The organism is Acidaminococcus sp. BV3L6, assembly GCF_000468835.1.
Classification (GTDB): domain Bacteria; phylum Bacillota; class Negativicutes; order Acidaminococcales; family Acidaminococcaceae; genus Acidaminococcus; species Acidaminococcus intestini.
The window spans coordinates 37,951-50,114 of sequence record NZ_AWUR01000007.1; the positions used below are offsets into that span (position 1 = coordinate 37,951).

Genomic DNA, 12,164 nt, shown 5'->3' on the forward strand with positions numbered 1-12,164 from the left:
AAGAATATCAGTTGTCATCAAATCATTATGAAGCAAGACAAAGGATCCCAAATAAAAAAGAAAAAAGGCTTTACCCTCCTTGAAATCCTCATTGTCCTTGCCATCTTGGGCGTTATGGCAGCAGCCTTGATTCCTTCCATCAAAAGTGCCATGAATAAATCCCACGATACGCAGCTGGTCATGAATTTGACCACACTTGACAGTGCGGCGAAGGTCTATGAAATGGAAAAGGGCATGGCTCCTCAGTCCGTTGACGAGCTTGTCAAGGGAAAGTATGCCCCGGATAAGGACTATGGGGGGATTACCCTTGAAAGCGCAGAAAACGGGGGAACCGGATGCGTTTTTTCTGGCACCTTGAGCAGCGGCGAAACGGTGCGCAGCAGTGAATTAGGAAAGAAGGGCGGTCATGGCGGCACTGATGCGTAAGCGCGCTGGTTTTCTCATAGGGGACATGCTGGTCGGAATCAGCTTTCTGACCTGTTTCCTCGTCTTTTCCCTGCCCCTATTGAGGACCATCCAACATGAACAGGATTATTCCCGCCTTGCCCTCTGGACCTACGAGGCAGCCAGCGTCATTGCCGCGGCCCAGGATGGGGCCCTCCTTGAGAATCGTCCCGTCTATAGGGCGGACGTAGGGCCAAAGGGCATCTGTGTCAGGCATGAAAAGCTTAGGGAATGGCCCCTTTCCTTTGACCTTGAGGCGCCTTCCATTACCATCAGCGGGCCACGGCAGCTTGTCTTTACAACGAGCGGTGCCCTTAAAGGCGGGATGGAGACCATTTTCCTTGAAACAAATAATAGAACGGAAAAACGGGAATTCACTTTTGAACCAGTAAGGGGGCGGCTGACCTATGCTGCGCACCTGCCCTAAGGCTCGAGGATTCGTCCTCATCGATTATTTATTTGCCACATGGCTCATGTCCCTTTTGTGTTTTTTCATCCTGGAGGCCTTTTCTCTCGGATTATGGTGGACGCGTACTTGGGAGGCCCGGGCCTACGCTCAAAAGGTCCTGCGTCATTTTGCCGCTACAGGTCAGAAGGCTCCCCTTTTGGATCCCTATCTGTGGGTGGAAACAGAGCGAATCGTTCCTGAACTGCCCCAGATCAAGGAACGGCAGGCAGCCATCTATGAACGGCCTTGTCGGCGGCTTCTTGCCCGCGTGGTACGCTATGAAAAAAGATAAGGGCTTTGTGGCCTTTGAATGTATGCTGTTCGTCCTTCTTTTCGCACTCCTCATCAGCCTTTGCGCAAGGGCCGGCGGGCGATTTGTCGCGTTGTCATCGAAGCTCCTATCCAGCTGGGAACTGCGCCGGGCAGCGGTGGATCTTGACTGCCGCTTTGAACATTATTTTCGTTATGAAGCACTTGCTGTTTCCATCAAAAAAGGGAGCTCCGGCGATGTGCTGGAGCTATGGACCCGTTCCCCGTATCAAACGATCCAGTACTATGCGGCGCCCTCGCCCCAATCTGGAAGGGAAACCCTTTACATCAGCGCCCAGGAAGGAATGAAGCCGCCTGGCATCAATCCGCTCACGGGGCCTCATTTACGGATCCTTGATTTTCATGCTGAAAAACAGGAAAGTAACCAGATTGCGGTTTCCTGTACCTTTGTCCTTGTCAAAAACGGGGCAAGGCGCCCCTTTAAGGAGGTCTATGCCTATGGACTTTGGTAGAAGAAGGGGGGTTGTAACGGGGGTTATCCTTGTTCTCATTGTGGCGGCCGCGTCCCTTATCATGAATCTTGTCCGGAGTCTTTATTCAAGATGCGAAAAGCAGCGCTTTCTTTGGCAAGCGGAGCAACGCACTGCCCTTTTCTTTTCCTTCTGTAAGGCAAGGGAAGGAGAGTCTTTTGCCCGAGAAGGCCATCGCCTTGTTGTGCGCGGTCCAAAAAGCGGAAGAGAGCCTATGTATCGCTTGGTTGTGAAAACACGCAAAGTAGGAAAAGCGCTTGTGAAGGAAGAAAAAACGGAACTTCAAAGCACTGACGAAGCGGTCCTGCGGTCCGCTTCGCGCTATGAAGTTTCGACCCCAGGTGGAAGGATGCACCCTCATTATCAAACGTTGTTTGCACCGGGAAAGACGACTTACACGGCGGCTTTTCCCCTCTTCCTGGAAGGCGACTTTGACGAAATCAGCAAGAAGGGACCTGATTTCCCTACAGGGCCGTTCCTTCAGATGCCACTTCGGGGCTACGCTTATGTGGCCCGCAAAAAAGCACTTCGGATTCCCCCGAACATGGCGGTCACAGGAAGGGCCCTTGTAGTAGCGCCCTATGGGGCAGTTCTCAATGACGGCGTCCAACTGACAGGGCCCATGGTCATCTTTAGCTTTTCTGATATTGTTGTCGGGCAGGGGGCCGTACTCAAAAAGGTTCTTCTTTTTACGCCGAAACGACTGATTGTCGGAGATTATTCACAAATTGATGGTATAATGGCTGCAGGGCGGTCTGTGACCCTGGGGGAAGGCACGCGCTACAGGCGGGATGAATCCCTCCTTACCCCCTACCGGACACCCTATATCTTTTAGGCGGAGGTTACCTTATGATTGGAAAGAAATGGATGTTGGCCCTTTCCTGCGCAGCCCTCTTGGCAGCGCCAGCGGCAGGCTTTGCTTTTGGCCATACGACAGTTGTCGCAGATCCACGTTTGGGGGGATCGGTCCCTTATATTGATGGGCTGCGGGAAACTTATCTGCAAAATAATGTGAATGGAATTCTGCGGTCCCGGGCAGAAGCCCTGCAGAAAAAGGCTGGGGAAGGTGCTCGCCTTTCCTATGAAATCACTCTCAACCGTCCGAGCCTTGTTAGTTTTGTTCTGAAAGCGGAAGGCCAGCGTACGGTCTATGACGGTGTCACCATTGATACGGAAGCTGGCAGCGTCCTTGATGAAAAGGACCTGCTCTACACAAAAAGTGCAGACTATGAGCGGCTCCTTGACGGCAAGCATTATGTCTTTGGGGAAACGGGCATCCTGGCAGAAAGTACGGATGGAGGCCCCTTTACGAACCTGATTCCTTATGCTGACCTTACGGGGGCCATCAACGTTGGCGGTGGGGCGCGCCTTCTCACGAGCTACAAGCTGACCAAGGAAGCAGCCGGAAAGACCCTATCCGTGAAGCCGGGCGAGCTTGTTGCCCTCTATCTTGATGCCAACCCGTCCTTAGGTCTTGAGTGGACCCTTACAGGCGCGGACCTAGGTCGCGGCGTTGTCGACATGGGGCATTCCTTCTATTTGCCCATGGAAAACCCTACGGGCCGCGGTGGTTCCCCGGGTCAAACCATTTTGTTCCTGACGTTCAGTCAGCCTGGAAACTATGAGGTTACGGCCCTTTATGGAAAGAAGACGGCCAAGACGCCTTTTAATGAACTTGTCTACCATTTTGCCGTCAAATAAAAAAGTAAAAAGAACCGGACCTTTGTGATGTGTACCCCAAAAACTGGACGCATATAAATTAGTTAAATGGCATTAGTGGATGTTTCCCGATATATTTCGGGAGGCATCCATTTTTTTTTTCTGAATCCTTTCCTTGTTGAAATCGTGAATGTATTCTTTCACTGCTTTAGCAAATACCTTGAACGAAGTGTATTCTTTTTCGCTTCCGTAATACATTTCATTTTTCATCCGACCAAAAAAGGTCTCCATAATATTGTTGTCATAGCAGTTGCCCTTACGCGACATTGACTGTATAATTCCATGCTTTTTCAATTCACTTCTGTAAAATTCATGCTGATACTGCCATCCCTGATCCGAGTGCATAATTAACCCCTGTAAATTCCTGAATTTCTTAAAAGCTCGGTTCAGCCTCCTTTTGATTTGGTTAAGATTAGGAATCATCGCTAAATCATAGGAGATGATTTCGTTCGTATTCATATCCAGGATAGGGGAAAGGTAGCATTTTCCCCATGAGAAATGAAACTGTGTTACATCCGTTGTCCATTTCTGCAGTGGCCTGTCCGCTTTAAAGTTTCTCTGGATGATGTTGCCGGCCACTTTTCCGACTTCTCCTTTATACGAATGGTACTTTTCTTTCGGACGCTTGCCAAACAACTTCAGGTCATGCATGATACGCTGCACCCGTTTGTGATTGATATGGAAGCCGCGGTTCACCAGCTCGTGACAAACGCGCCGAACACCATATCTCTGCTTATTTTTCTCGAATATGTGACAGATTGTTTCCGTAATTGATTTGTTTCTTTCTTCTACACGATCGGTACGCTTCAATTCATAGTCGTAGGTCGACTTCGCTAATCCCGAGAATTTTAACAGGTACTTTAACGGGTGTCCTTCCTGGCGGAGTTCCTGGATGACTGCTGCTTTTTCGCCTTGAGCTGCGCAGCCCATTTTTGTCGTCTCAAGGCGATTTGTTTTTTTATTACAGCATTCTCCGCTTTTATGTAGGCATTCTCTGCGCGCAGACGAATTAATTCTTCCCGTTCACTTTCATTTAATGGTTTGGGGCTCTTCGTATTTCTTTTCATGGTCTGACCCTTTCTATGCTGACCTTTCTTTTTACTTACGAGCCCATTATACCCCTCTTCTCTGTATTTACGAACCCATTGGTACAAAAGACCATAGCTCATACCATATTGACAGGCGACAGCCATCATTGACTGTCCGGCATTTACTTGTGAAACCAATTCAAGTTTCTCCTCTGGGGACCATGCCTTGTAATGTGCTTTGTGACACAATGCTCCCGGTCCGCCAGCCTGTTCGATACGATTCCAAGTACGAATCTTGTTACGGAAATTTGCTGTTTTAATTCCTTTAGGTGTTTTTACCCACTTACCTTGACGATAAAGTTCTACACACATCAGCTTAAATTCAGTCGTATAACGCAAATGTACCCTCCTTACTGGGTGTCTAGTAAAGAGGGTACATTTCATTGGGTCACGGTTCTTTTTTTGGCTCCGCGTTGATGGTTTTTTGGTTGGTGAAAATGACAAAGCCCGGCTTGGCTCCGTTTGGCTTTTTTACATAGCGGCGCTGCGTGCAGTCGATGGAAACGCGGCTGGAAAAGCGTCCTTTGCTGTAGTAAGCGGCGATTTGAGCAGCCCGCAGGATATCTTCTTCCCTGGGGCTTGGAAGGGTCGTTTTCAGAATGACATGGGAGCCCGGAATGTTCTTGGCATGGAACCAAAGATCATGGGCGCGTCCTAGTTTGAAGGTGACATAGTCATTCTGCTTGTTGTTTTTTCCCACATAAAGGAGGGTGTCTTCCGAAAGAACGACTTTAAGCGGAACTGATTTGGACTGGACCGCCATCTTTTTACGGGGCTTGGGAAGGAGGCCAAGGGCAATGATTTCTTCCTTGATTTCTGAAACATCCCCTTTGGTGATGGCTGTATCCAGGGACGCGTCAAGACTTTCCAGATAGGCAAGGAGACTATCCGTTTCAGCTTGCTGGGTATGAATCTCGCTCACTGCCCGTTTGTACTTGTTATAGCGTTTGTAGTAGGCCTGGGCATTTTCTATGGCCGTCAGCTGGGGCTGGAGCGCAATGGTAAGGGGTTCATTGGTATAGATGTTTTGGAGCGTTGCTGCCTGTTCCCCCTTCTTTATGGCAGTTCCATAAGCCATAAGTGTATCGGCCATGATCTTTTGAGTATCGGCGTCTTCGGCCCGCAGGAGATCTTTTTCTAGGGCCTTCTGTTTTTTCTTGGTTTTTGCCATGTGGCTGAGGACGAGCTTTTGCAGTGTGTCCTTTTCGGGAATCTGGATGGGAACGAGGCTGGCGCTATACAGCAGGGCGGCTAAGAGGGAAGGAAAGGAACGGGCTGTCATCTTTTCCGCTACATGGGCCTCATAGGCAGTTAGGTGCTTCATCCGGTTGCGCCCATCGATTTGGGCCATGACGGTCTGGATTTCCCCTGTCAGATGGGCTTTTACCTCTTCTTGGATGGAGAAGATGGCTTTTTCAAGGGCCGCTGCTTCCTTTAGGGAAAATAGGGCCGGTGCCTTGTCAAAGCCTGCACGGTAGACGGTCTCCTGGGCGGATTCTTTTCCGATGCCGACAGTTACCGCAATGAGGGCGGCGGTGAGACTATCTTTCCCGCTTGCCACACAAGCCTCCCTGATGGCATGGGGGTCACCTTCAAGAAAGGAAATGCCTTCCCCAAGGGGCGGCGCTTCATAGGGCTTATTTGGCAAGATCTGGCGCACGCGGCTTTCTTTCTTTCCAATGTGGCGGAGAGCGTCGACGATGAGCCCTGTTTCATCAACAAAGATGATGTTGCTGTTTTTTCCTGTCAGTTCAAGAATCAGTTTTTTTGTGATGATCTTGCGTTCCCGGCCAATCAGATCGATGCCTATGACAAGAACGCGGTCAAGGCCCAGCTGCGTGATGGACGTAATGCGGCCTTCTTCAAGGTGTTTACGAAGGAGCATGCAGAAACTGGGCGGCCTATCTGGCCGTTCAGGAAGACGCTCGGGAAGTGTCACGAGGGGGGAATCCCCGGATAGATCAATGAGCAGGTTTTCGGTATGGGTTTGGAGCGTAATCTGAAGGAGCAGGGAATTGCGGCTCGGCATGAAAATCTTATAAATCCTGCCGTTTTCCAGATGGTCCCGCAGCTCTTTAGTAAGAACGCGTAAGGTCATGCCTTCGAGGTTCATGAAAAAGCCTCCTTTTGGCTTATATTTGCACGATTTCCCGTTTTTTTATATAATATATGGATACATTATGCGTGGTCTGCAATCGTAAGATGCCAGACGGCACTTCACACAGTATAATATGTGGATTCTTTCTGGTCAAACCGCAAAGGAGATTATGGAATGAAAAAAACAGGATTGCTGCTTGTTGCCCTTCTGACACTGACCCAATCGGCTTACGCCATGCTCCCCCTTACGGAAAACAATATTGCTGCTGCCCAGCTTTACGGATCCCAGCGCAAAGGAGCGTCAGACCTTGAACTGGTAGCGCCTTGGACCGTCTACGACCGTAAGCAGACGAACCGTTATGGCGTCGGGGAAAAAACGGTTATGTACACGCCTTATCTTATGGCAGCCATCGATGCCAAGAGTCTTGCGGAAAATGGGGGAACTCCCACAATCAGCCGGGGCATGAAGGTGGCCAAGGCCTATGACGGTGTGCTTGCCCTCGGTGTCACAATCAGTACGACGACCAAGCTTGAACCGAAATTCCTCAAGGTCAAGATGTATCAGGGCACCAATGTGGTGGAACCCTATTACACGAATCTCAACCATGCGGCTCGGCGCAAGATGAAGGTGAACAGTGCCGCCGCGGGCGGCGTCGTCACGGTCAATGTCTGGGATGATCAGTACTATATCTATTTTGACCTCAAGAAGCTCGATCCCAAGCGGACCATGGTCCTTGCTGTAACTGATGAGGTCGGTGGAACGCGGGAGTACGTGCTGAAACTTGACAAAGTAAACTAAGGGGGCCCTACGTTGTTAAAGAGTATGACCGGCTACGGACGTGGCGATTATCAGGATGATTCGTTTTCCTTTACCTTTGAAATCAAGACCGTGAATCACCGTTATGCGGAACTGTCCATCCGCATGCCGCGCTTCTTGGCACCCCTTGAAAACCGGATGCGCAAGGTGATCTTGGATGATGTGAGCCGGGGACATATGGACGTTTTTGTCAATGCAGCCTATACGGGAACGGAAGGCCGTCAGATTACAATTGACAAAGGCCTTGCAAAGGCTTATCATGATGGTTTGAAGGAACTTTCAGCCCTTTTGGGCGCTCATGAAGGCGCGGTTGATGAGGGGCGGGAGGTTCTTTTTGTGGCAAAGTGCCCCGATGTGGTCATCCCCGGAGAGGCAAAGATCGATCTTGAAACGCTCTGGCCCCATATGCTGGGTGCCGTCCAGACGGGACTGCGCCATTTGGACGCGATGAGGGAGGAAGAAGGCCGCAACATCTCCCAAGATGTGGCGCGCCGCGTAGACCTTATCGAAGAAAAGCTTTCCTTCCTGGAAGAACGCGCCCCTGAAGCGGTCAAGGATTATGAAAAGCGCCTTGAAGAGCGGCTTCTTGAGGCCCTTCGTGCCCATGGAGCCGGGGACCTGGATGAGTCACGTCTCATCCAGGAAGTTGCTCTTTATGCGGATAAGGTGAACACGACAGAGGAGATGGTCCGTCTCCACAGTCATATCAAGCAGTTCCGCCAGATGCTCCAGGAAGATCATCCTGTCGGTCGGCGTATGGACTTCCTGGTACAGGAATTTAATCGTGAAGCCAACACCATTGCCTCCAAATGCAGTGATTCGACGATGACCCAGACTGTCGTTGAAATGAAGGGTGAGATTGAAAAGGTCCGGGAACAGATCCAAAATATTCAATAGTGGCAAGGAGTAGGAAATGGACATCAAACTGATCAATATCGGATTTGGCAATATTGTATCGGCCCAACGGGTCGTTACCATCATCGGCCCGGAATCGGCGCCTATCAAGCGGATCATCCAGGATGGCCGCGACAAGGGTGTCGTCATTGATGCAACCTATGGGCGCCGGACCCGTTCCGTCCTCATCATGGACAGCGGCCATTTGGTCCTTTCGGCCCTGCAGCCAGAGACCATTGCCAACCGGTTTGCCGTTGACGATGACGTTGACGACGAAGCTGGAGAAGGAGGAGACCATGAATAAACCACAGGGAATCTTACTTGTCCTTTCTGGACCGAGCGGTGCCGGCAAAGGAACCATCTGCGGACGGCTCCTTGAGAAACGGGACCACATGGCCTATTCCGTTTCCTGCACGACCCGTGAACCCCGCAAGGGAGAAGTGGACGGCAAGAACTATTTCTTCAAGACCCGTGAGGAATTTGAGGAAATGATCAAAAATGGCGGCCTTTTGGAACATGCTTCCGTTTATGGAAACTATTACGGGACCCCGCGTCAGTACGTGCTTGATAAGCTGAACGAAGGCCTTGACGTCGTCCTTGAAATCGATCCCCAAGGCGCGCTGCAGGTCAAAAAGAGCTACCCTGACGGGGTGTTTGTTTTCATCGTCCCGCCATCCCTTGATGAACTCAGTAAGCGCATTTATAAACGCGGGACTGATGCGGTTGATGTCATCAAGCGCCGACTCAGCGCAGCGACATCGGAACTAGCCTATGCTTCGAAGTATGATTACATTGTCGTCAACGATGAAGTGGAAAGAGCCACGGACAAGGTTAGCAAAATCATCGATGTGGAACATCTCAAAGTGGGACGCACCTACTACATTGTTGATGAAATCTGCCAACAAAAGACGACTGAACAAGACTAAAGGAGTGTTGTTATCATGACTATGATTGATCCGTCCATTGATTATCTGGCTGAAAAAGTAGGTTCCAAATATGGCCTTGTCATTATGGCTGCCAAACGGGCTCGCCAGCTTGTTGACCATGCACCGGCCCTGGTGGAAAGCAAATCCAATAAGCCCGTTTCCATCGCTATGGAAGAAATTGCCCAGGGGCTTGTAACGGCGGAACCCAAGTCGAACACCAAGAAATAAAAGGAGTCCACTGTGTTAGAGGGCAAAAAGATTGCAATCGGTGTGACCGGTGGAATTGCCTGCTATAAGGTGGTCACCCTTGTCAGCCGTCTCGTCCAGGCCGGGGCAGAGGTCCGTGTCGTAATGTCGGAGGCCGCCACAAAGCTTGTGTCCCCTCTGTTATTTAAGGAAATCAGCGGCGCGCCTGTTGCCTATGATATGTGGCGTGGCAATGATGAATTCAATGTGGAGCATGTGGCCTTGGGCCGTTGGTGTGACCTTATGGTTGTGGCACCGGCTACGGCCAATATCATTGGCAAGATGGCTGGCGGCATTGCCGATGACCTTCTGTCGACGACGCTTATGGCTTGCGATAAGCCCAAGATCATCTGTCCGGCCATGAACACGAATATGCTCGATAACCCCGCTGTCGTGCGCAACCTGGAAACGCTGCGCAGGGATGGCATTCTTATCATGCCGAGTGGAGCGGGCTACCTGGCCTGCGGCATCAACGGGGCTGGACGCCTTCCTGAACCGGAAGACATCAAAGCCTATCTTGATGACTTTTTTGCAAAACGGGATGGTGACCTTCGGGGACGCCGCATCCTCGTGACGGCGGGAGGAACCCGGGAAGCCATTGATCCGGTGCGTTTCATCGGCAACCGGTCAAGCGGCAAGATGGGCTACGCCATTGCTTGCGATGCAGCGCGCCGCGGCGCCGATGTGATCCTTGTCTCAGGACCGACGGCCCTTGCGGCCCCGCGAAATGTAACACTGATTCCCGTGGAATCGACCCAGGAGATGCTGGATGCCTGCCTCACCGTCTATGATTCGGTGGATGCCGTGATCAAGGCTGCTGCTGTTGCCGATTACCGGCCCCATGAAAAAGCCGCGCAAAAGATCAAGAAAAATGAGGAAAGCCTCACCATCGACCTTGATAAGAACCCTGATATCCTGAAACTGTTAGGAGAAAAAAAGACCCATCAGTTCCTCGTCGGCTTTGCCGCGGAAACGCAGAACCTTATTGCCAACGCGGCCGCCAAAGTGCAGAAAAAGCACCTTGATATGATTGTCGCAAATGACGTTACGGCTCCAGGCGCTGGTTTCAGCACGGATACAAACATCGTCAAGCTGCTTTTCCCCGATGGAAGCATCAAGGAACCGGGTCTTATGTCAAAAGAGGATGTCGGAAATCTCATCCTTGATATCGTGCGAGACCAAACGGCTGAAAAATAAAAGCATAAAATGGTCTGCAATCACTGTATGTGACTGCAGACCATTTTTCATTGTTTCTTGATATTGACGCCATAGGTTCGATGCTGCGCATCGAGTACAAAGGAAAAAGAAAAAGGCGGGACGTGGCGGTATTATTGTGATTCTGGGTTTGGCTCTCTTCTTTTAAACTTACAGCTCTCTCAATCGGAGCATTTTTTGCTTCGACGCAGCCTCATGCTTTTTTGCTCCGACCAGTCTCGTAATTGATGGAGATTCCAGGCTGGTTGTTATATACATAAACATTGAACTGGACTCCAGCACCTTTATCTTCGACACTGTAGGCTTCCATCTGAACACCCCGCGCCACAAGTTCCCGCTCCTTAAAAATGGGGGTGACCCGATAGAGTACATGGTGATTGGTTTCTTTGACATAGTCGGCTACCATGTTTTCAAAGGGCAGCATCCCTGTTACGTTAAGATATCGTGTCCCAGTAATGAGATTGCGCGGATTGGCGTTTTCTGCCGTCAGCTGATACCCAATCAAGTGGCAGCGGTTGTATAGATATTTGCCGTCAATGCCTTCATATTTGACTGTATGCCAGCCTGAGGGTTTGATGTTTCCGATGGCGCCTCGTTTTTTAGTCGGCATGGTAGAACGGCTTACGTTGGCAAAGGCTGCGCCGCAGCGCCCTAGACTGTCGAGCTTGCTGTAGTGTTCAAAGGAACTGGTGGAAGCCTTGTCCTTATCGGAAAAGCTCGGCACATTGTCATTGATGACAACATAAGGTTTGCCGGAAAAATCAGGAATGCTTGCTAAATCAAAGGAGGTTTGTGCCGCTGATCCCTTTTGGGTGGCGACGGGCGCCGCGGCGGGCGCACTCTTTCTGGATGCTGCTTCCTTGGACTGGCCGCAGCCTGCTGCCATGAGTGAGAGGGAAAGTAAAAGGGATGCCGCGAAGTTCATGAGTTTTTTCATTTTTCGTATACCTCTTCTGTAATCTTGTCATGGGAAGAACCGGCAAAACTCCTTGTAAAGACGCAGTGCCAGGCCTTTGTTACATCGATATCAAAGAAAAAATCACCTGGATAGGACCGGTTCCAGTGATAGAGCACAATTTTTTCAATCCGGTCCAGGTAAGGGGCCGCTTCCCGGTCTTCAAGAAGGGCATATTCCTTAGGACCTGCTTTTTGAAGAAAATCTTCAGCCACTTCGATAGAAGCATTTTCTCCTTCAAAGAGGGCTGCCGTATAGGCGTCCATCCAAAGTTTTTGACCCGATACCTGGGCAAGGATTTCCTTCCTAAGGATCCGGTCCTGACTTTGACGGCGGTTGTTAAAGAGCAGGCCGCCTGCATCGTCGACACATGTGATGAGAATCATTGTAACATCGTTCCTTTCCGCAAAGTTGGGTACTTTGTCTATTATAACAAAATCCTTGCTGCGAATGCCTGTTTTCTTAAAAAAGAAGAAGCAGGGAAAAGATTATTTGGATAGTGAAAAGAGTCTTTG

Annotated in this window: 17 protein-coding genes; 12 read left to right on the forward strand and 5 right to left on the reverse strand. The window is 50.3% G+C overall.

What is annotated here, in order from left to right; genetic code table 11:
• Positions 1-27 precede the first annotated feature (27 nt).
• From HMPREF1246_RS01300 to HMPREF1246_RS01325, 6 genes are read left to right on the forward strand one after another with little or no spacing between them, the layout of a single operon-like run.
• Positions 28-426 (forward strand): type II secretion system protein, encoded by a 399-nt coding sequence (locus HMPREF1246_RS01300; RefSeq protein ID WP_014128683.1) that lies wholly within the window; start codon positions 28-30, stop codon positions 424-426.
• Positions 407-871, forward strand: coding sequence for a hypothetical protein (locus HMPREF1246_RS01305; protein WP_009016440.1), 465 nt, complete (start codon positions 407-409; stop codon positions 869-871). Before HMPREF1246_RS01300 ends, HMPREF1246_RS01305 begins: the two co-directional genes overlap by 20 nt.
• Positions 852-1,184: a hypothetical protein gene (locus HMPREF1246_RS01310; protein ID WP_009016441.1), complete on the forward strand. Its 333-nt coding sequence runs from the start codon at positions 852-854 to the stop codon at positions 1,182-1,184. Before HMPREF1246_RS01305 ends, HMPREF1246_RS01310 begins: the two co-directional genes overlap by 20 nt.
• On the forward strand, positions 1,171-1,674 hold the full coding sequence (locus tag HMPREF1246_RS01315; RefSeq protein WP_014128681.1) for a hypothetical protein: 504 nt from the start codon (positions 1,171-1,173) through the stop codon (positions 1,672-1,674). Before HMPREF1246_RS01310 ends, HMPREF1246_RS01315 begins: the two co-directional genes overlap by 14 nt.
• A complete protein-coding gene (locus HMPREF1246_RS01320) occupies positions 1,661-2,527 on the forward strand; it encodes a hypothetical protein (RefSeq protein ID WP_021736520.1) in 867 nt (288 codons plus the stop codon). The genes HMPREF1246_RS01315 and HMPREF1246_RS01320 overlap by 14 nt, the downstream gene beginning before the upstream one ends.
• Positions 2,528-2,541: 14 nt before the next feature.
• Positions 2,542-3,393 carry a protease inhibitor I42 family protein gene (locus tag HMPREF1246_RS01325; protein WP_009016444.1) on the forward strand — a complete coding sequence of 284 codons (852 nt, stop codon included), beginning with the start codon at positions 2,542-2,544 and terminating at the stop codon, positions 3,391-3,393.
• A gap of 72 nt (positions 3,394-3,465) precedes the next feature.
• Here HMPREF1246_RS01325 and HMPREF1246_RS01330 read toward each other — a convergent pair whose 3' ends face one another.
• Genes HMPREF1246_RS01330 through HMPREF1246_RS01340 form a run of 3 tightly spaced genes read right to left on the reverse strand, consistent with a single transcriptional unit; the run spans position 3,466 to position 6,612 of the window.
• Entirely contained in the window at positions 3,466-4,341 is an 876-nt protein-coding gene (locus tag HMPREF1246_RS01330; protein WP_021736474.1) for an IS3 family transposase, read from the reverse strand.
• Entirely contained in the window at positions 4,272-4,838 is a 567-nt protein-coding gene (locus HMPREF1246_RS01335) for a helix-turn-helix domain-containing protein (RefSeq protein WP_035224106.1), read from the reverse strand. Before HMPREF1246_RS01335 ends, HMPREF1246_RS01330 begins: the two co-directional genes overlap by 70 nt.
• Positions 4,839-4,887: 49 nt before the next feature.
• Positions 4,888-6,612, reverse strand: a complete 1,725-nt coding sequence (locus tag HMPREF1246_RS01340; RefSeq protein WP_021736514.1) for an NFACT family protein — start codon at positions 6,610-6,612, stop codon at positions 4,888-4,890.
• A gap of 159 nt (positions 6,613-6,771) precedes the next feature.
• On the opposite strand from HMPREF1246_RS01340, the gene HMPREF1246_RS01345 reads away from it, so the two are divergent.
• From HMPREF1246_RS01345 to coaBC, 6 genes are read left to right on the forward strand one after another with little or no spacing between them, the layout of a single operon-like run.
• Entirely contained in the window at positions 6,772-7,395 is a 624-nt protein-coding gene (locus HMPREF1246_RS01345; RefSeq protein ID WP_016459477.1) for a hypothetical protein, read from the forward strand.
• 12 nt (positions 7,396-7,407) lie between these two features.
• The gene (locus HMPREF1246_RS01350; protein WP_016459478.1) at positions 7,408-8,310 is read left to right on the forward strand and encodes a YicC/YloC family endoribonuclease; all 903 of its coding nucleotides are present in this window, start codon (positions 7,408-7,410) and stop codon (positions 8,308-8,310) included.
• 16 nt (positions 8,311-8,326) lie between these two features.
• Complete coding sequence (remA, locus tag HMPREF1246_RS01355; protein WP_009016427.1) at positions 8,327-8,611, forward strand: extracellular matrix/biofilm regulator RemA; 285 nt, start codon at positions 8,327-8,329, stop codon at positions 8,609-8,611.
• Complete coding sequence (gene gmk, locus HMPREF1246_RS01360) at positions 8,604-9,233, forward strand: guanylate kinase (RefSeq protein WP_009016426.1); 630 nt, start codon at positions 8,604-8,606, stop codon at positions 9,231-9,233. Before remA ends, gmk begins: the two co-directional genes overlap by 8 nt.
• A 21-nt stretch (positions 9,234-9,254) precedes the next feature.
• Positions 9,255-9,461 (forward strand): DNA-directed RNA polymerase subunit omega, encoded by a 207-nt coding sequence (rpoZ, locus tag HMPREF1246_RS01365; RefSeq protein WP_014128678.1) that lies wholly within the window; start codon positions 9,255-9,257, stop codon positions 9,459-9,461.
• A gap of 12 nt (positions 9,462-9,473) precedes the next feature.
• The gene (gene coaBC / locus HMPREF1246_RS01370; protein WP_021736502.1) at positions 9,474-10,676 is read left to right on the forward strand and encodes a bifunctional phosphopantothenoylcysteine decarboxylase/phosphopantothenate--cysteine ligase CoaBC; all 1,203 of its coding nucleotides are present in this window, start codon (positions 9,474-9,476) and stop codon (positions 10,674-10,676) included.
• Positions 10,677-10,887: 211 nt separating this feature from the next.
• Here coaBC and HMPREF1246_RS01375 read toward each other — a convergent pair whose 3' ends face one another.
• A complete protein-coding gene (locus HMPREF1246_RS01375) occupies positions 10,888-11,631 on the reverse strand; it encodes a DNA/RNA non-specific endonuclease (protein ID WP_021736488.1) in 744 nt (247 codons plus the stop codon).
• Complete coding sequence (locus HMPREF1246_RS01380; protein ID WP_009015832.1) at positions 11,628-12,035, reverse strand: hypothetical protein; 408 nt, start codon at positions 12,033-12,035, stop codon at positions 11,628-11,630. The genes HMPREF1246_RS01375 and HMPREF1246_RS01380 overlap by 4 nt, the downstream gene beginning before the upstream one ends.
• Positions 12,036-12,164 lie beyond the last annotated feature (129 nt).

Excerpts from the sequence above, each read along its gene's own strand:
- HMPREF1246_RS01300 (WP_014128683.1), top strand. The coding sequence starts at position 28 with ATGAAGCAAGACAAAGGATCCCAAATAAAAAAGAAAAAAGGCTTTACC.
- HMPREF1246_RS01305 (WP_009016440.1), top strand. The coding sequence starts at position 407 with ATGGCGGCACTGATGCGTAAGCGCGCTGGTTTTCTCATAGGGGACATG.
- HMPREF1246_RS01310 (WP_009016441.1), top strand. The coding sequence starts at position 852 with ATGCTGCGCACCTGCCCTAAGGCTCGAGGATTCGTCCTCATCGATTAT.
- HMPREF1246_RS01315 (WP_014128681.1), top strand. The coding sequence starts at position 1,171 with ATGAAAAAAGATAAGGGCTTTGTGGCCTTTGAATGTATGCTGTTCGTC.
- HMPREF1246_RS01320 (WP_021736520.1), top strand. The coding sequence starts at position 1,661 with ATGGACTTTGGTAGAAGAAGGGGGGTTGTAACGGGGGTTATCCTTGTT.
- HMPREF1246_RS01325 (WP_009016444.1), top strand. The coding sequence starts at position 2,542 with ATGATTGGAAAGAAATGGATGTTGGCCCTTTCCTGCGCAGCCCTCTTG.
- HMPREF1246_RS01330 (WP_021736474.1), bottom strand. The coding sequence starts at position 4,341 with ATGGGCTGCGCAGCTCAAGGCGAAAAAGCAGCAGTCATCCAGGAACTC.
- HMPREF1246_RS01340 (WP_021736514.1), bottom strand. The coding sequence starts at position 6,612 with ATGAACCTCGAAGGCATGACCTTACGCGTTCTTACTAAAGAGCTGCGG.
- HMPREF1246_RS01345 (WP_016459477.1), top strand. The coding sequence starts at position 6,772 with ATGAAAAAAACAGGATTGCTGCTTGTTGCCCTTCTGACACTGACCCAA.
- remA (WP_009016427.1), top strand. The coding sequence starts at position 8,327 with ATGGACATCAAACTGATCAATATCGGATTTGGCAATATTGTATCGGCC.
- gmk (WP_009016426.1), top strand. The coding sequence starts at position 8,604 with ATGAATAAACCACAGGGAATCTTACTTGTCCTTTCTGGACCGAGCGGT.
- rpoZ (WP_014128678.1), top strand. The coding sequence starts at position 9,255 with ATGATTGATCCGTCCATTGATTATCTGGCTGAAAAAGTAGGTTCCAAA.
- HMPREF1246_RS01375 (WP_021736488.1), bottom strand. The coding sequence starts at position 11,631 with ATGAAAAAACTCATGAACTTCGCGGCATCCCTTTTACTTTCCCTCTCA.
- HMPREF1246_RS01380 (WP_009015832.1), bottom strand. The coding sequence starts at position 12,035 with ATGATTCTCATCACATGTGTCGACGATGCAGGCGGCCTGCTCTTTAAC.